This window comes from Massilia sp. Se16.2.3 (assembly GCF_014171595.1).
Classification (GTDB): domain Bacteria; phylum Pseudomonadota; class Gammaproteobacteria; order Burkholderiales; family Burkholderiaceae_D; genus Telluria.
In genome coordinates, this window is the sequence record NZ_CP050451.1 from 1,959,772 (window position 1) to 1,976,516 (window position 16,745).

Consider the following 16,745-nt stretch of genomic DNA (forward strand, 5'->3'; position numbering starts at 1 on the left):
TCAGGCCGCCAGGAACTGCTGCAGGCCGGCCGTCAGTTGCGGCCCGTAGAGCAGGGCGATCAGGCCGGCGGCTGCCAGGTAGGGCCCGAACGGGATCGGATTGTCGCGGCCGCGGCGAGCGAACACGATCAGGCTGATGCCGACGACAGCGCCCACCACCGAGGACAGCAGGATGATGGCCGGCAGCATCTGCCAGCCGAGCCAGGCGCCGAGCGCGGCCAGCAGCTTGAAGTCGCCATAGCCCATGCCTTCCTTGCCGCGCACCAGCTTGAAGATCCAGTACACGCTCCACAGCACCAGGTAGCCGGCGGCCGCGCCAATGACGGCGTCGCGCAGCGGCACGAAGGTCCCGTTCAGGTTGACCAGCAGGCCCGCCCACAGCAGCGGGTAGGTGAGGTCGTCGGGCAGCAGCTGGGTGTCGAAGTCGATGAAGGTCATCGCAATGAGCAGGTAGAGGAACAGCAGCGTCGCCAGGCCGGCGATGCCGCTGCCGAAGGTCCAGACCAGCAGGGCCGACAGTATCCCGGTCAGCAGTTCGACGGCCGGGTAGCGCGGCGAGATCGGCGCCTTGCAGTTGCGGCATTTGCCGCGCAGCGCCAGCCAGCTGACCACGGGAATGTTCTCGAGCGCGCTGATCTGGTGGCCGCAGTGCGGGCAGGCCGAGCGTGGCACCATCAGGTTGTAGCGGTCCGTGTGCGGCAATTCCTTGCCGCTCTCGTGGGCGACATAATTGTCCGATTCGCGCTGCATCATCTTCGGCACGCGGTGGATCACCACGTTCAGGAAGCTGCCGATCAGGAGGCCGAACAGGCCGGCCACCAGGGTAGGGCCAAACGATGCCGGGTCGGCGAAGAGAAGAGTTTCCAAAGGCTGGCTTCCGAAAAGATGAATGGTTCCGTAGATCAATCTATTTTAGGGGTTTTCGGCCGTTTTGGCGAAGCCGCCGTCGCTTGCGGGCGCCGCCGCTGCCACGTATGTCGCATGGATGCGCCAGGCTTGCGAGGTAGGCCAGGCTGTATTCCTTGCCGACGCGTGCACCTGGGCGGTTTTGTACCGACAGGGCAGCATGGGTACTTGCCTGTTTTCCTGCCCGCCTGCATGCCATCCTTGACGCATGCCTGCATAAACTGTAGTTAAAATAGGTTATGTGGGTTATGATGAGGGTGATCGAACCGATCTAATCTCAGCAGGAGGGAGCATGCGCACACTGGAATACGAGGGCCCCGGTATCTCGGCCCTGGCGGGCGACCCCGACGAGGTCGGCCGGCGCCTGCACCAGGTCGATCCAAAACAGGCGGTGGCGGTCGCCATCACCCACGTCACACCGCGCGAAGCGGCGGCGATCGCGGAAACGTTTGCCAGCATAGCCGACCTCGTGAAAACCATCGTCGGCAAGCACCACCGCGCATCGCTCGAAGCGATCGTCGAGGCGCTGGTGCCGAAGGCGCCGCCGACGCCGAACGAATTGCGCGAAGCGGCCATGCTGGCGCGGGCGCGCACCGCCGTGATCGACAGCGGCGACTGGATGACGGCGGCCGAGATCGCCTCGGCGGCAGGCTTCAGCACCACCAACACCAGCGCCCAGCCCAATAAATGGAAGCGCGAGCGCAGCATCTTTGCGATCCGCCACAACGGCATCGATTATTTCCCCAGCTACGGCCTCGACCCGCAGGCCGGCTACCGGCCGCGCAAGGCGCTGGCACAGCTCATCAAGACCTTCGGCGACACCAAGGATGCCTGGGGGCTGTCGTATTGGTTCATGTCCGCAAACAGTTTTCTTGGTGGCAAAGCTCCGCGCGAGCTGATCGCCACCGACCCCGAGCGCGTGATCGCGGCTGCCGCCGACGAAGTGGCCGGCGTGGCGCATGGTTAAACGGCCGGCCGCCAGGCCGGACGCGCGCAAGCCGGGTCTTGGAACGCCTGACAAACTGTCAGAGCAAGGCGCAGCGACGAAGACAGTCCACTCGTACGGCAAGGCGCTGCAACGCAGCCATGACGGTTTGTCAGGCGTTCCTGAACCAGGTCCGGACGGGAAGGCCGTCATCCCGGGCGTGGCCATCGCGCCGCCGCCCACCCTGCACCTGTCGACCACGCGCTGGCCGGCAGGCAGCATCCTCCATCGCGTGCATGCCGACGCCTACGGCGCCGTCGAATTCAACCCTGGCCTGAAGGGCAACGCGCGCTTCAGTCCGGTCAAGGATGCCGCCGGCAGACCGATTCCCACCCTGTATGGCGGCGCCAGCTTTGCCTGCGCGGCGATGGAATCGGTGTTCCACGACGTTCCCTTCGCACCGGGCTTCAAGTTCTATGACAAGGGCAAGCTCGCCGGCCAGGTGCATTCGCAATTCGACGCGAGCGAAGACCTGCTGCTGGCCGACCTCGGCAGCCGCGCCTTGCGCAAGCTCGGCGCACTGCGCAGCCAGTTGATCGACACCGAGAAAGACCAGTATCCGACCACGCGCCTGTGGGCCGAAGCGATCCATGCCGCCCACCCGCAGGTACAGGGGCTGTGCTGGATTTCGCGCCAGGACGACAGCGCCCGTGCCGTCGTCCTGTTCGGCGACCGCGTCGGTGAGGGGCTGCTGCGCCAGAGCGCGCCCTCGCGCAGCCTGGCGAACGATCCGCAAGCCTATGGCGAGCTGCTGGCGCTGGCCGAGCAGATCGGCGTCGATATCGTGCCGGGCCGCAGCTAGCGTCGCGGGCGCGCCGAGCAGGCGCCGGCAGGGGACAGTAGAATGCAGCACACCTGATTCACTCCCCGCACGTTTTTCAGCGGCACCTTCTTTACCCGATATCGACATGAAACTATCCCAACGCGCCCAGTCCATCGATCCCTTCTTCGCCATGGAATTCGGCAAACGCGCCGCGGTCCCGGAGGCGCAGGGACACCGGGTCATCAAGCTCAGCCTGGGCGAGCCCGATTTCGGCCCGCCGCCCGCCGTGCTGGAGGCCGCGCGCGAGCTCGTCGGCGGCGCGCTGCCCTATACCGCGGCGCTCGGCACGCCGGCCCTGCGTGCGGCGATTGCCGGCTTCTACCTGCGCGAGCATGGCGTGACGATCGATCCGAACCGGATCATCGTCACCGCCGGGGCCTCGGCGGCGTTGCTGCTGGTGACGGCGGCGCTGGTCGATGCCGGCGACGAAGTCATCGTCGGCGACCCTTCGTATCCATGCAACCGCCAGTTCCTCAGCAGCTTCGGCGCCCGGGTGAAACTGGTCGCGACCGATGCCGCCAGCCGCTTCCAGCTCAGCCGCGACAGCGTGCGTGCCAACTGGACGGCGCAGACCCGCGGGCTGATGATCGCCACTCCCTCCAACCCGACCGGCACCTCGGTAAGCCCTTCCGAATTGCGCGCCATCTGCGACTGGGCGCGAGAGCACGGCGCCTGGCGCATCGTCGACGAGATCTACCTGAACCTGGGCGACCGCGACGAAGCCGGCCGGCCGCCGCAGACGGTGCTGGCCTTCGACGACGGCGCCATCGTCATCAACAGCTTCTCGAAGTATTTCGGCATGACCGGCTGGCGCCTGGGCTGGACGGTGGTGCCGGAAGCAATGGTGCCGACCATGGAGCGCCTGGCGCAGAACTACTATATTTGCCCATCAACCCTGTCGCAGGGCGCGGCGCTGGCCTGCTTCACGGCCGAATCGCTGGACGTCTGCGAAGCGCGCCGGGTCGAGTTCGCCCGCCGCCGCGCGCTGGTGCTCGCAGGTCTCGCTGGCATCGGCCTGCCGGTGCCGGTGCCGCCGGACGGCGCCTTCTACGTGTATTTCGATGTGAGCGGAACGGGCCTCACGGCACGGGAATTCTGCGAGCGCGCCCCGGAAGAGGTGCATGTGGCGCTCACGCCGGGCAAGGATTTCGGCCATGTCGGCGCCGATCGTTACGTGCGCCTGTCGTATGCGACCAGCGCGGAGAACCTGCAGGAAGCTGTGCGGCGCCTCGGAACGTTCATGGCGGGTCTGCACAGCGCCTGAGCGGCCGCGGCTGGCGGCGCCCGCCAGCGGCCCATCGCGCCCGTCGTTTGCGCGCCATCATCGAACGCATTGACGACCGGAGCGGGCGGATCGTGGCCTGTTCCGTCCTTGTGTCCAGGTGGCTCGCCGTTAAAAAAAAGGCCGAGCCCAGCGGCTCGGCCTCCATTTCCCGCAAGTGTTGTAGGTTCTCAGAATACTTCGCAGTAGCCGCCCGCTCGTTCAAAAGTACTTCTCAGGTATCTCGCAACATTTTTTCTCATAAAACCTCGCAGTTTTTCAACTACGGCGGCGGGAAGCATGCAATCTGGCACCGAAGCATGCGAACATCGACGCGTCCTCACCGCTTTGTGTAGCGGAGCTACGGTGAGAACAGGTGAGTAGCTCGGCTATACGAAAGGTTCGATTCGCGCTGCTCACACTGGGACACGATCGACCCAACGATCCTCGAGACCGATACGTCCTGACACGATTGCTGTGTTCAGCTAAATGAGCGAGGCAAGACAGAACCGAGCAGCCAAATCACGGAGGTAGTAGATGTTTTTAGAATCGGGTAGAGATATCGCGCAAAAGATTCAAGCGTTGATGGATGAGGAAATTTCTCAGCCACTGAGGTTGGCGGTCGCGTTTTGGGGCGCCGGCGCCGACTATCGACTACGGGGCGCTTGCAAGATCATCTGTGACCTGGAATCAGGTGCATGTAACCCGTCAGTGATCAGATCTCTGCTCGATCGAGAAAATTGTGTCACTTTGAAACTCAACGGTCTGCATGCCAAGGTGGTGATCGGGTCGGCAGGGGCAGTGGTGTCATCGGCAAATATGTCGACCAATGGTTTGGGTGCTGAAGGAGCCGATTCTAGCGGTACGATCGAGGCCGGATATTTTGTGCCCCCATCCACGCCCGACTATCAAAGGATGACCACATGGTTCGATCGACAATGGATGCAGGCGACACCGATAACCGAACGCGATCTCGCCGTGGCAGAGGCAAGGTGGGAATTCCGTAATCGTACGATGCCCGAAGACGTCGTTCCCAGCGCTGTCTCGACCATTCCTTCCTTTGACATCGATCCTTTCAGCTTATTGGAAGAGCAGATCGACGCAGACGATCGTTTGCGTGCCGTGAAGCCCGAGGTCTTCGCTTTGTTGAAGGTCGAACTGCCCAGCGTCGACAATCGCCGGCTCGGCAAGATAGCGACTTGGGCATGCCACCTCCTCTTGAACCAAGCGGGCTCGGGACGAGATCACTCTGCCGGTGACGGTGAAGCGCGCGGCCCGGCAACCGACGAGTGGATCGTCGGTCGATTTGGAACACAAAAGCGTTTGGAAACCGTTGCGAGCGTCGTCACTCTGCTGGAAACGATCTCTCGCTCGCCATCATTCTCGCGCGATGTCCGACGTGCGGCGACACGAGCATTGTCGGTGCAACCTTGGGGATGACCTGTACGGTGGGCCTGAGAGTTTGCGCCATTGTCCGTCTTGCCAGCGTTCGACGGAGAATCGATGCCAGCGCCGGTAGCGACGGATGCGCGTGTTCCAGGTGTGAAGGCCGGAGATCCCTACGCCGCCAAGGCGCGGCATTGAGCCGCCTCCGAATCGCTTCCGTGGGGGGCGCATGTCCCGCAATGCTGGCGGCAATGATGCCCCGCTCACTTCCCAGGCTAGCGCGGTAGCGGCGGAGGCATGAGCTAGGGATCTTAGTGCCCGCTTGCACAATCTGTGTTGGTGCTGCACCCCCAACGGGGAAGCTCAGCCTTTTCGGCTAAGATACGTCCTCAAGTTCATCCGGTCAGACGATCCATAAGTAAGTAAGCAGCCATGCCTAGAGCCAAGAATCAACGCACTCGTGTTCAAAAAACAGTAATGCTCGATACCAATTTATGGCGATATCTTTCCGATTTTGGAGGATTTGAACGAGTAATGTCGGTCGCGCAAGAAAATCGCGTGGCAATTTCTGTAGCCCCTGGTACAGTTTTCGAAATAAGAGAGTTGAAGGACGATGCAACAAGGAAGGCTATGCTGAGATTAGCGGCCGACCCTCGACTGAACCGGCTTATGCCAGAAGCATATTCGGAGGCAGAAGACTTCAAAAGCGAAGTCCGCCGCTTGCGTCCTAAATGGCTTCGGGAAAACCCAAATATGAAAGAGGTCAATCGACTGAAATATAGCTGGACACGTGTAAAAGGAGGCTTTTGGGAGCGTGCGCGGCTCGACATCGCTCCTCCAGTGACCGATGAATCGATGCGTGGCGCTACAGAAGTCGATGCAGCGCGTAGGGAGGCAATCGCGCTACGCGAAATCGTCAAAACGCAATATAAGCCCCAAGAGGCCGAGATACCGCTGACGAGCGTCTACTACGCTCCGCCCGATGATTCTTGGGCCCATCCAGTTGAATACTGGCGGGCCGGGGCGTGCTATATATGGACATCTGAGCTGATGTATTACACGAGTCCCTACCGGGAATGGATTGATGGCGAAGTTGATCACATAGAAATGCTTTGGGATTCACAGAGCTTTAAGAGCTTCTGGTATTACGAGGTCAAAGCCGAGAATATGAAACGGCAGTGGTTGCGTGGCGCGTTTGAATACTTGCAGCGCTGGTATAAAGTGACCTCGGGTACCCCAGGTGATTCTCTTCTCGCGTCGCATTTAGCGGAAGTTGACTCCGTCCTCTCCGCAGACAAGAATTTTGTACGGTTCGCCGAACGCTGTCATAAGGAAGCGCCATTCAAAACCGCTACGGCGATAAAGATTGCTGCAGGGGCGGCTACGGCAGACGAAATATGCGCGGCACTCAACGATATTGGGAAGGCATCCTTGAGCGATTAGCATCGCAAGGCAGATTGGACCGATCCGTACAACCAAATGACGCTCTTTACAGTAGCAGCAAATAAATATTTTGGAGAGTGAGTTACTGCGCAGTAGCTCTACGTCTGATAGTAGATAAAGCTACTACGAGCTACGTGAGAACACCGCGAATTCACTGAAGTTTTTCAGGCATTGTGAAGTATTCTGAGCACCTACACCGGCGATATGTAGGGACTCACGACATCTCGCAGTAGTTCCCCTCGAAACGGCCACCATTTCTCGGATACCTCGCAGTGCATATTCTCATAAAACCTCGCATTTTTTGAAATGCGAGGAGGAGAAGATTGCCAATCCGAACGCAAGACGCGACGCAGTCAGCAGGACGTGAAGCCCAGTTCAAGTAGCCGACTTGCTCGGCTGCCCTTGAAGAGGATCTGAGGTACGCTTCCAGCCAGTGGAACATATCCTGCAATGAGAACTTGCAGTTGCCGTAGGTTTCAGGCATGTCTCGCACTCTCATCCGTTGATTCCCCGGCGCCGGAGCTTAGCCGCGCCAGCCGTTACCTGGCGCGGTTAAGACTATCCTCAGAGGGCGGTGATGTTGTTTCCCTCGCGATCATACGTTTCTGACGATCCGCAAGCCGGGCAGCTATCGTGGGCCGGGAAGTTGCTCGCCTCGAGTACAAAGAATCCATCGGTGTTAATGCTGTCGACTTCGCACTCACTGAGCCAAGGCGCGTTTTCGGTCAGCCACTGCGGGTCGGCCGGCGGCGTGATCGTCACCCTTTCGAGCTCTCCGTCGAATTCATCCCCGACCCACTCCGGCTCGATGTTCTCGTCAGTGAGCCTGGTGTACGGCAGATCTATGGTCACGGTGCCGTGGCAATTGCGATCGGTGCCGTCCGGGCAGTGTGCTTCAATGCGCATGATGTAGTCCTCCTTGGTGATTAGTCGAGCCCGCGGTCGAGAATGTTTGCCGCCTGTGCGGCCAGCTTCACATGGTCGTCGAGACGTCGACGAAGCAAGTCTGTGTTATGGCAGCGCACCGGATGCTCGAGTGCCGCGACCAGGTATTGTGTAATCGCGAGCTTGTGCTCGTAGATTGACAGCTGGCCATACAGAGCGTGTGCGTGCCACTTGAGATGGTGGTCCCAAAAGCGCATGACGCCTTCCGGCACCCTCGTCTTGGCGTTGCGAATGTCGATCTTCTCCAACGCCGTAATGACGTTGCCGCGGTCGTTGGGCTGCCCTTGCCAGTAGGGCCGGTAACGCGTCGGATGGCACAACTGGTGGCACACGGCGGCCAGCGCAGCGAGCATGGACGTAGGCTGGAGCGGTGCGTCGCTGGCGAGAGCGCGAAGACCGTCCGCGCGGCCGAACGCGACCCATATCTCGAGTAGATTCAGCGCCAACGGAATAGCCTTAACGTAGTGCACGGCCCGGATTTCGTGGCCCAGGTAGTCCGACAAAATGGTGATGAAAGTTTCTGCATTTGCGTGTGCAAACGCCACGAACATCGAGAGCGGCAGTTTTGGATAGCGTGCACTGTCTCCGGTGCGAGCGCGTACGGCCCCATCGAGGATGGCCAGTTTCCCGGTGGGTGGTTTGACTTTGACCGTCGGCGTCATCTTCTCGGTCAACTCGCGCTGCGCCTGAGCATAGTTAAGAAATTCCAGTCCATGGCAATGCAGGCAAAGTTGCTCGTCAAGTGGGACGAACGCGGGCTTGGCTTCGATATCGTCGGTGGTCGCCTGGCGGGCGAGCATATCGCGCACCAGCGCCAGCATTTTTTCGAGGCGCGCGAAGTCGCCACCCGAGCGCTGGGCCGCGGCACTGAACAAGGCGTTCTCTATCTTGTCAACCTTCTCTCGCAACGCGATGTACAAGTCTTCGATCTCTTCGCGCCTTTCCGCCGGCAGTTCGACCGCCAGCTGCGTAATCAGATCAGCGAGCAAAGCGGTCCCGGCAACGGCCTTCTCATCCTTGACCGGGTAGGAAGTAGCCACTTCGAACGACGCCGCGTTATCGTCGCCAGGAGGAGTCAGGAACGCAAACAACTGAACCGGGCTTGCTGCGTTCATCTGGTAAAGCAGCTTGAGCACTTTCAAGGTCTTGCGCGCATCCTGCTCCATGTAGTCGCCTAGCGCGTGTCCAGTGAGGACCGGAACCTTTTTGCGGGCGTCTCTAAAGAAGTTCTCCGGACCGGTTGTCCTGCAGTTCTCGTCCGGCTCCAGTTCGTTCTTGAGCGCGCCGATGGTGGCCGGCGACGACGAATTCATATTGCCCAGGTCGAAATCGCCTGGGAACATGCGAGTGCGTTCGTCCTCGGTGAGGTGATCCAGCAGGAACTGCAGCACGCTTGACGACTTGCGACCGACGATTCGGCCGATACGATGCTCGGCGTACTCTCTGCCGAGCATATACTCGCGACAGAGGCCTTTGTCCTTGAGGTGAGGCAGCTTGGCGATCTGATACAGCAGCATTGATTTCATGGCATTTGACTGCATGGCTTCCCTTCTTGAGTTCGGAATTCCCGGGTAAAGTCCAGGACTGAATTCAGGATGCCAGAACGATCCTTACGCTCAAACGGGATTTTTTTTAACAGGGACAGGGTGATGTGTTCGCTGTAGTGTGAGCGCAGCTTTGGCTGGCGAGCTGTCCGGTAGGTTTAGGCGCTTTTTCTATCTCTTCTCACGCGCTCTGCAGCACTTCTTCTCATAAACTCCGCAGTTTGCCACTACGTGCTAAGCCAGCTTGGGGTGTTCGGTCAGGAAAAGACAGCCTGTTACCGGCTCGAGACCAGCGGCAAGTAGGGGGCGTGCGGACGAACATCCGGCCTGACTCAAATTAACCGGTCCTTTTTTTGTCGGTGCCGTGTCCACCGGATTGCCGACGGCGGTGACGGCGCCATTGGCGTCACGGTACACCGACCGCGCAGATCTCGAAGACAAAAAGATCGCCGGGCCCGAATTGCGTGCTGGCCAAGAAGGCGAAATACTCACGCGTGCCGTCGGCGTCGAATCGGAAGCCTGTCAACGCAGTCCTTGCATATCCTATGCGGCTTTTTATCCAGACACGAAGGAAACACAGATGAAAAGAAGTATTGCAGCACTATCGGTACTGTGCGCGACCTCGGGCGGCGCATGGGCGCAATCGAGCGTTGCGGTCTACGTCCTGGTCGACGTGGCCCTAGTCCGAGAAAGCGGCGGCACGGCCAGCTCGGTCACGAAGATCAGCAGCGGCGTTAGCACCGGCTCGCGCCTGGGTTCAAGGGCACCGAGGACACCGGTAACGGCATGTTGGCGCTGTTCCTGCTGGAGAGTGGCTTCCAGGCCGATGCCGGGGTCATGGGGCAGGGTGGGCTGCTGTTCGGCCGCAAGGCCTACGTTGGCCCGCAGGGCGGCTTCGGCATGGTGACGCTGGAACGCTAGTACACGCCGCAATACTTGGCGGTGGCCGCGCTTGATCCCTTCGGCTCTGGCTACGCGGGTGACAGCAAGAACTTGATGATCCCGACCGACAACGGCCCCGGCCGCATGGACAATACCATCAAGTACACTTCGCCAGCGGTATCGGGCGTCATCGCCGAAGTGGTGTATGCGCCTGGCGAGGTGGTAAACGACAACAAAGCGGGGCGTCAGTTCGGCCGCGGCCTGAGCTATCGCAACGGTCCGTTGATGCTGCGCGTTGGCTACCACAACAACGATACCGCGACCCTGAAAAACACCGGAAACGCGCGCAACCTCGTAGTCGGAGGCACCTACGACATCGGCAGCAACCGGGTGCACCTCGCCTACGCCATCAACAAGGGTTTGAACAGCGCGATGCCGCGCAATACAGCCAATCCCTTCGGCTACGCGACACTACCCGTTTTTTCGACCGACAGCTGTGATGTGCTGGTCGGCCTGACCGTGCCGTACGGCGCGCACACACTGATGGCTTCCTGGATCGGCAGGAACGACCGCACCCGCTTCAATCAGGACGCGCACCAGTTCGCTCTCGGCTAAAAGTACAACCTCTCGAAGCGCACCGACCTGTATGCGGTGTACGGACACATGACCAACAAGCATGGTGCCGGTTATACGGTCGCCAGCGCGGTCGAGAGCGGTACGGGCGACAAGGCGGTCGACTTGGGTATCCGGCACGCGTTCTAGAACTTTGTCACGGATGTGCAGCGGATGCGGTCAAGGTCCGGTGTAAACCTGACTTTGTATTTTCCGCAAGCGCCTGCTGAAGGATCTCGGGCTGACCTTCGCCAGTATTTCCTGTAGTACGAAAAATAATCAAGCTGCCCCAACCTGGCAACCATATCGAAGCCGGTTGGCGGCAGTGATAAACACTTAACTTACGACTTCTTCGATGTCGCCATCATCTGGTCGTTCATAATAGTCGTGATCGACCGCTGCGGAGATGTCCAGCGCCATGTCCGCTGCTAAGCAGACTCTGCCAGCTTTTTTTATACGGATTACACCACTGAACCGGATTTTATCGCCGGAAAACATCCTATCGGGGTCTTGATCCATATCGATCACCCCACTCACTGGCACAGCCCATGCTGACACTGCATCTCTCAGGGCTTCTGGATCACTAGCGAGTTCTGCAAACGCCTCGGAAAAATAGGCGTTCGTCTCGGCGGAGGCTGTGTTGACTGCTTCGTCGTGGAAGATTTCCTCGTCAATAAAACCGGACAATACGTCCTCGAAAAAATCGTCAGTGTTCCTGAACACTCGTGGAGCAGTGTTTTGACTTTCAATGCCCACGATAATCGCATCAATAATTTTCCCTAAGTAGCCATAAACTGCTAGGTCTTTCGCACGATTGGCGATGCACTCATCGTCGAGGATCAAATATGCCGCGCCATCTACTCCAGGATTTTCTTCAAATGATGCTAGGAGGGCTGCCAGACTGTTATAGCCAAGAGCGGCTGCGACTAGCTGCTGGATATGACCGAGCGAAACGGTCATGAACGACGCGGCAAGCTCGGTACGCGCGACGTAAGCGATACTACGGAAACTCATTGCAATTCTCCATTGCTGCGGTCGGAAGTCGAACGATTACGCATCCCCGCAGTGGAAAATCCAATGGTTGAGGAAGGCTTTCAGATATTGCACAGATGGGTCACTACTTGCCTTGATTGAGCCGTTCGCAACTCGGGCGGGCGCCACTGAGACGAATGTACACCTAACCTTTGCAGATTGCAACTAGAAGCGATCACGACAGCCAAGCCAAGTTGGCTTCCCCCTGTTCTGGGCGCCAAGGAGGAGTTCGATCCAAAGGAGCTTGCTCTTAACGACGCAACGCGTGAAGAGCGCCGTTCAGTGGCCGAAGACTTGGCAGCGGTAGCGAACTCATTTGATCAGTTAGTGCAGCATTGCAACGAAACAGAGAAGGCAACAGGGATCCGACCACAAATAGTCGTGACAGATCACGTTGATCATCCGAAGTTTCAATCCGGCACAAGATTGGTTCTCTTGTGCGTGCTAGGTGGCGCAAAAAGGGTGCTGGGTTCATCGCCTTCGGTGAACTTCAAACAACCCAGCGTAAATCTCGTCAATAATCTATCCTTACGGCAACCGAGAGTCTTTAATAAAGTAGCAATATTTCTGCGGTGGTATCTACTGTGGCGTAATAGCAAACTAGCGTAGCAATAGCACACATCCGGAAACACGCATCTAACTTCCTCTCATGGGTGCGCTTCGTTTTTTGGAATGTCGTAATATCCTCAATCTTGCACCTATGCCCAACAACTTGAGGAACGACATGAATGCGAATTGGAGGCCGGTATTCGCCGGTGCTGATGGCGATCGTCCGTTTAAATTGCAGGAGTATAACGATGGCGGTGATCGCGCCTTAAAAGTCGTAACAACCTATGGCAAGGACGAGATCCTGGGCGACGGCGTGGCCACGATTGGGCTACCTGTATCAGCCGACGAAGAAATGCACATAGATGCCCAGACACCAGAAGAGCTTCATGCAAAACTGCTTGAAAATGGGTTTAGCGAGATAGTTGCTGCGCAAATTGTTCGGCATGCGCGTCTGCCATCATCTGATCAGAACGACAGGAATTAGATCCTGATTGCACTTGCCAGTAGCACCTCGTTCGGCGCACGCAGATTCAGCTGGGCATCTCCATTTCGTAGGAACGTGGCACAGTCACCCAATGGGAGGTAAGCACTCTGAGCTGGACCGTGAAACACTTGCACGTCTGTGTATCAACAGTCCCGGCTTGCCTATGGTTTCGCTTGTCTGGACTCCTCACGGCCTGATTGGCGAGTTAGGGATGTGGTGATCCTCAGGGCCTAAGAGGAACCGCGCCGCGATATTTGCACGTTAACGGGCAGGTGCGGCGACGACACCGCGTAGTAAGCTAGAAGGGGGCGTGTAGTAACAGGCGCCGAGCGCAATTTGATCGACGGGGGATGCGGGAAGGAGGGGGTGGGAGCTATGTTTTCACATAGCTCCCGGGCACTACCCCTTTAGGTCACCGACGCAGCAGATACACGGCGCCAACAATTAGCACAAAGGCTAAAACGGGAGCGACACCCGAATGAGTAAGTAACAAAAAGCCACTTCCTACTTCGAGCATCACATGACCGAAAGGTGCTGGAGCCGTTGATGTAGTATTGGACATGTCCAATCTCCTTCAACATTGCCACCGGTCTCTTGAACGAGCCGGGCGGTGGCGTCCAGACTTTGCTGCCTATTTCTCTTACGCCAATCGTCAAGCGAAGGCCCAGTATGGAGTTGGCGGCAGCAACCCGACTGGCAGGTTACAGGCACCGCTAATTAGCGCCTGCTGTTCTTAACACTATCTAACGATCTTAACCGCAAGCGCCATAACGCGCAAATAGATTTCGAGCTTTAACGCTACCGTAGGTGCTAATCGACAGCGAACAGTTTCATTCGACTCTGTCACTGTCGGTAAAGACTGCCTCAACTGTTTGCCCAGACAGTAGCGCTACCGCGAACTACGTCACATCGCTACAAGTTCACCGCGAAGTTTTCGGAGACATACGAAGTACTCTGAGAACCTGCAGTCGCCCGCCGCCGCCAAGCAAGTTGTAGGAACTCACCATACCTGCAGTGGCTTCCTGTTCGAACCATGGTACTTCTCAGGTATCTCGCAGTACTTTTTCTCATAAAACTTCGCAATTTTTGAGTGCAGACGGCACAAAGCGTCCAATCTGGCAATGAGGAGCAATCTTCGTAGATTGTTTCCGTACGAGGGCTCGCAGGATGATCCAGAGAGATGAGCTGCTAAAAGCGGCCAAGGGCTTCGAGGAGAAGTGTTTGGGACCATGATATCAGTCCGTCTACAAACGCGGGCGTCATCTTAGCGCCTGGTCCGGTTCGGGTTGTGGTAGACGCCGTCTACTACGACTCACCCTGCGGGAGCGCCGCCTGCGCTAGGCCCCTCCGACTCCACACTATTCCGTGTCAGCGTTGCCATCATCGCCTCAGGAACGAGCATGTGATATGGCAGTTCATCCGAGTGCTCGTACTCGAGCACTCCCTCTGTGACACCCCAGAATCCGTCAACAGGGGTGAATCGTGGAGCGAGATTCTGCACTAGTTCTGAAAGCGGCTCGATCCACTCTGAAGGGGGCTTAATCGGATCAACGACTGAGAACAATTGTTCCAGAGCTTGCGATACTAGATTCGCTTCACCCCTGATGCTCAACGTCACCATGAGATCACCGAATGGCCATGTCAGCGAAATCGCCACTTTCTGCAAATTCAGTGTGAGAATGTCCTGGGGCAAGGCATTCGCGATGCCTGCGACAACTCCCATCATCATTTTAGGAAAATCGTCGTCTGCCCCGAAACCCATTCGCGCGAGATTGAGGACGCCATCTGTTGCTCCCACGGCGGGCACGTGGGAAATATCAATCTGTGTTCGTAGAAACGCGTCAACGGCCTCACATCCGGTCTCTACTGTTGGAAGTCGCCCTAGCCCAGGAATTGTCGCCCAGTTGTATCCAAGGGCGAAGCGCTCGTCTATAGTATTTCTCGCGAGGCTGATAAACGATGCGAGATCCGCTTCATCGGCAACCTCCGCGGTCGCTGCCGGGAGCGTGGGGGAAGCTTCAAATTCTTCGCTTGGAACTCCAAGGTACTCTGGGACAAGTGGATTACCTCGGAAGTAGTCGCTCATAAGGCGCTTCCAACGCTCGACAGGAAGCGGTCCGTCGAAACGAAAAAGCTTCGTGTATTCCGAATGTTTGCCAGCGCGATCGATTTGTGCATCGATCCGCTCAAAGTACGCCTCTGCCCGGTAGGCACGGATGGCACCATCGAAGTGTGTGATCGCCAATGCAGCAGGTGAAAATTCAGCATGTGTGTATCGACAGCCGTACATATCTTCGTCTAGTCCGCCTGAAGTATTCTCGATAAGTTCCTCAACTTCAGACGTTCGGAAAAAGACCAGCTTGCCGTCTACGTCTCGCGTCTCGCGTCTCGGGAGACTTCCACCAGAAGTGAGTCCTGTCAACACCCATTGGTAGCCAGGAAGATGTTGCTGTCCTTTGTACGCAGTAGGAAGCCGTACAGCCTGAATGTCATCGTCGAGGGCGCGCGCGATAAACTGCTGTGGTTTATGCTGAGTAAGCAGCTTACCTGTGCCCGTTTTATACGTGATCCCAAGGGTTGCCATGGATCCAGCTGTGGTAATTGGGGCTGATGGATTGTCGAGATACCGATCCACAACGCTGAGCCCCCGGAGGCGCATTTTCGAAATTAAGCAGCGTCTGCTCACGTGTTAGCGCTCATTACCTAGCCTTCGGGACCCAAGTGGTCATTCCAGCTTAGACGCTCAAATCATCATGGCAAGAACATTTTCATAAAAGCTGACCGAAAGCTGAACCTTTCTGGACAAGCATACTGAAAAACCCAATACTTGCTTCAGGAGCAACACTCGCGTACACTGAGCCATTCTGATAGTCCGCTTTCGGCCCATTAATTAGACATCTCCAAATGCCTCTTCCCATTCTCGACCACATGATTAGGCGCCAGAGCCCCGTTGTTGGGATGGACGCCGAGGATTTTTCGGATGTAGTGCTCTTTCGGGAGAGAGTAGAGAAACTGGCGAGCGCTCAAAGGAAGTACCAAGGAATTCCGATCTCCCGAACTACGCCCACCGAGAAGCCCGATGAATTCACATTCGAGGCTAACACTCCTGATGTAGAAGAGGTCGCGAGCCTAGCTCGGAACTTCAGATTCTTCTATGCCGACAAAGAGCCGACGCAGTTCCAAAAGATTCTGACGAAGGTGCGGCGACGCACTCAAGATGAATGGGCCGGCGGATACATGGATTGGTTGGCCGGCCAATACAAAGAGGCAATGAAGGCCACGCAGGTATCCGCTAATCTAGGTCATCCAGTTTCAAACAGAAGAATGATCGATCTCTGGTTTAACTCTGAGTTCTTTCACTCGGAGAAATCAAAGAAACAGGAGTTGGTAGATATACATACAGCCATCGGCGAAATGCCCTCACTATTCCAACTGTATGTCGCTATCGCACGCTGCTCTTCTTTCGTTAAAAATCTATATGCAGTGGTCCATGCCTTGGACGTTGGACACCAGTTCGTCTATACGCCTAATCACCATTTTGGACGGGCAAAATCGAAAGGGGAGAGCGATGTCTAATCCTTCCATTAGAGACGACACTTAACTACGAACCGTCTGCACAACGATTTTATGAGTGTGCCGTGTCGAACAATTGCATGCGCAGCCGATAGCAGACCTAAGTCAGCGGTACGAGCTGATATACACCATTGCTTCTTCATGCGGAAGTCGCCAAGATTCTTGCCGCTTGCCGCTTGCCGCTTGCCGCTTGCCAGCGCTTCGGCGATCTACCTCGGCTGACCACCGCGGCCGGTCCAGGTGTGGGAGGATACGGCTACAGTGAGCTGCGCGTTTGAGAGACCTACTCGTGTGGTTTTTGCCCATGCGATCACCGAAGG

The 16,745-nt window shown here is 57.6% G+C and carries 16 protein-coding genes; 11 read left to right on the plus strand and 5 right to left on the minus strand.

Annotated features, from left to right (window positions below):
- Positions 1–867, minus strand: coding sequence for an A24 family peptidase (locus tag G4G31_RS09105; protein WP_182991153.1), 867 nt, complete (start codon positions 865–867; stop codon positions 1–3).
- Between the two features lie 331 nt (positions 868–1,198).
- Between G4G31_RS09105 and G4G31_RS09110 the strand changes: the two genes are divergently transcribed.
- The 5 genes from G4G31_RS09110 to G4G31_RS09130 all read left to right on the plus strand — a co-directional run bounded on the left by G4G31_RS09110 (position 1,199) and on the right by G4G31_RS09130 (position 6,804).
- Positions 1,199–1,873 (plus strand): hypothetical protein, encoded by a 675-nt coding sequence (locus G4G31_RS09110; RefSeq protein WP_182991154.1) that lies wholly within the window; start codon positions 1,199–1,201, stop codon positions 1,871–1,873.
- Positions 1,866–2,693 (plus strand): RES family NAD+ phosphorylase, encoded by an 828-nt coding sequence (locus G4G31_RS09115; protein ID WP_182991155.1) that lies wholly within the window; start codon positions 1,866–1,868, stop codon positions 2,691–2,693. Before G4G31_RS09110 ends, G4G31_RS09115 begins: the two co-directional genes overlap by 8 nt.
- Before the next feature lie 106 nt (positions 2,694–2,799).
- Positions 2,800–3,978, plus strand: coding sequence for an aminotransferase class I/II-fold pyridoxal phosphate-dependent enzyme (locus G4G31_RS09120; RefSeq protein ID WP_182991156.1), 1,179 nt, complete (start codon positions 2,800–2,802; stop codon positions 3,976–3,978).
- 534 nt (positions 3,979–4,512) lie between these two features.
- On the plus strand, positions 4,513–5,415 hold the full coding sequence (locus G4G31_RS09125) for a phospholipase D family protein (protein WP_182991157.1): 903 nt from the start codon (positions 4,513–4,515) through the stop codon (positions 5,413–5,415).
- A gap of 378 nt (positions 5,416–5,793) precedes the next feature.
- Positions 5,794–6,804, plus strand: coding sequence for a hypothetical protein (locus G4G31_RS09130; protein WP_182991158.1), 1,011 nt, complete (start codon positions 5,794–5,796; stop codon positions 6,802–6,804).
- 564 nt (positions 6,805–7,368) lie between these two features.
- Here G4G31_RS09130 and G4G31_RS09135 read toward each other — a convergent pair.
- Both G4G31_RS09135 and G4G31_RS09140 read right to left on the minus strand, forming a co-directional pair.
- Positions 7,369–7,710 carry a hypothetical protein gene (locus G4G31_RS09135; RefSeq protein ID WP_182991159.1) on the minus strand — a complete coding sequence of 114 codons (342 nt, stop codon included), beginning with the start codon at positions 7,708–7,710 and terminating at the stop codon, positions 7,369–7,371.
- A gap of 20 nt (positions 7,711–7,730) precedes the next feature.
- Positions 7,731–9,290: a hypothetical protein gene (locus tag G4G31_RS09140; protein WP_182991160.1), complete on the minus strand. Its 1,560-nt coding sequence runs from the start codon at positions 9,288–9,290 to the stop codon at positions 7,731–7,733.
- A gap of 789 nt (positions 9,291–10,079) precedes the next feature.
- Between G4G31_RS09140 and G4G31_RS28180 the strand changes: the two genes are divergently transcribed.
- Both G4G31_RS28180 and G4G31_RS28185 read left to right on the plus strand, forming a co-directional pair.
- Complete coding sequence (locus G4G31_RS28180; RefSeq protein WP_308601819.1) at positions 10,080–10,214, plus strand: hypothetical protein; 135 nt, start codon at positions 10,080–10,082, stop codon at positions 10,212–10,214.
- Positions 10,215–10,235: 21 nt separating this feature from the next.
- Entirely contained in the window at positions 10,236–10,790 is a 555-nt protein-coding gene (locus G4G31_RS28185; protein WP_308602415.1) for a porin, read from the plus strand.
- Positions 10,791–11,123: 333 nt separating this feature from the next.
- Here G4G31_RS28185 and G4G31_RS09150 read toward each other — a convergent pair whose 3' ends face one another.
- The gene (locus G4G31_RS09150; RefSeq protein WP_182991161.1) at positions 11,124–11,801 is read right to left on the minus strand and encodes a hypothetical protein; all 678 of its coding nucleotides are present in this window, start codon (positions 11,799–11,801) and stop codon (positions 11,124–11,126) included.
- Between the two features lie 177 nt (positions 11,802–11,978).
- Between G4G31_RS09150 and G4G31_RS09155 the strand changes: the two genes are divergently transcribed.
- From G4G31_RS09155 to G4G31_RS29000, 3 genes are all read left to right on the plus strand, one after another.
- Entirely contained in the window at positions 11,979–12,428 is a 450-nt protein-coding gene (locus tag G4G31_RS09155; protein WP_182991162.1) for a DUF3732 domain-containing protein, read from the plus strand.
- Between the two features lie 115 nt (positions 12,429–12,543).
- The gene (locus G4G31_RS09160; protein WP_182991163.1) at positions 12,544–12,852 is read left to right on the plus strand and encodes a hypothetical protein; all 309 of its coding nucleotides are present in this window, start codon (positions 12,544–12,546) and stop codon (positions 12,850–12,852) included.
- 91 nt (positions 12,853–12,943) lie between these two features.
- The gene (locus G4G31_RS29000) at positions 12,944–13,072 is read left to right on the plus strand and encodes a hypothetical protein (RefSeq protein ID WP_374011284.1); all 129 of its coding nucleotides are present in this window, start codon (positions 12,944–12,946) and stop codon (positions 13,070–13,072) included.
- A gap of 1,092 nt (positions 13,073–14,164) precedes the next feature.
- Here G4G31_RS29000 and G4G31_RS09170 read toward each other — a convergent pair.
- Positions 14,165–15,436, minus strand: coding sequence for a hypothetical protein (locus tag G4G31_RS09170; RefSeq protein WP_182991165.1), 1,272 nt, complete (start codon positions 15,434–15,436; stop codon positions 14,165–14,167).
- Between the two features lie 344 nt (positions 15,437–15,780).
- Between G4G31_RS09170 and G4G31_RS09175 the strand changes: the two genes are divergently transcribed.
- Complete coding sequence (locus tag G4G31_RS09175; protein ID WP_182991166.1) at positions 15,781–16,428, plus strand: hypothetical protein; 648 nt, start codon at positions 15,781–15,783, stop codon at positions 16,426–16,428.
- Positions 16,429–16,745: the final 317 nt, after the last annotated feature.

Excerpts from the sequence above, each read along its gene's own strand:
- G4G31_RS29000 (WP_374011284.1), top strand. The coding sequence starts at position 12,944 with ATGGGAGGTAAGCACTCTGAGCTGGACCGTGAAACACTTGCACGTCTG.
- G4G31_RS09175 (WP_182991166.1), top strand. The coding sequence starts at position 15,781 with ATGATTAGGCGCCAGAGCCCCGTTGTTGGGATGGACGCCGAGGATTTT.
- G4G31_RS09150 (WP_182991161.1), bottom strand. The coding sequence starts at position 11,801 with ATGAGTTTCCGTAGTATCGCTTACGTCGCGCGTACCGAGCTTGCCGCG.
- G4G31_RS09125 (WP_182991157.1), top strand. The coding sequence starts at position 4,513 with ATGTTTTTAGAATCGGGTAGAGATATCGCGCAAAAGATTCAAGCGTTG.
- G4G31_RS09140 (WP_182991160.1), bottom strand. The coding sequence starts at position 9,290 with ATGCAGTCAAATGCCATGAAATCAATGCTGCTGTATCAGATCGCCAAG.
- G4G31_RS09130 (WP_182991158.1), top strand. The coding sequence starts at position 5,794 with ATGCCTAGAGCCAAGAATCAACGCACTCGTGTTCAAAAAACAGTAATG.
- G4G31_RS09120 (WP_182991156.1), top strand. The coding sequence starts at position 2,800 with ATGAAACTATCCCAACGCGCCCAGTCCATCGATCCCTTCTTCGCCATG.
- G4G31_RS09160 (WP_182991163.1), top strand. The coding sequence starts at position 12,544 with ATGAATGCGAATTGGAGGCCGGTATTCGCCGGTGCTGATGGCGATCGT.
- G4G31_RS09135 (WP_182991159.1), bottom strand. The coding sequence starts at position 7,710 with ATGCGCATTGAAGCACACTGCCCGGACGGCACCGATCGCAATTGCCAC.
- G4G31_RS28180 (WP_308601819.1), top strand. The coding sequence starts at position 10,080 with ATGTTGGCGCTGTTCCTGCTGGAGAGTGGCTTCCAGGCCGATGCCGGG.
- G4G31_RS09110 (WP_182991154.1), top strand. The coding sequence starts at position 1,199 with ATGCGCACACTGGAATACGAGGGCCCCGGTATCTCGGCCCTGGCGGGC.
- G4G31_RS09115 (WP_182991155.1), top strand. The coding sequence starts at position 1,866 with ATGGTTAAACGGCCGGCCGCCAGGCCGGACGCGCGCAAGCCGGGTCTT.
- G4G31_RS09170 (WP_182991165.1), bottom strand. The coding sequence starts at position 15,436 with ATGGCAACCCTTGGGATCACGTATAAAACGGGCACAGGTAAGCTGCTT.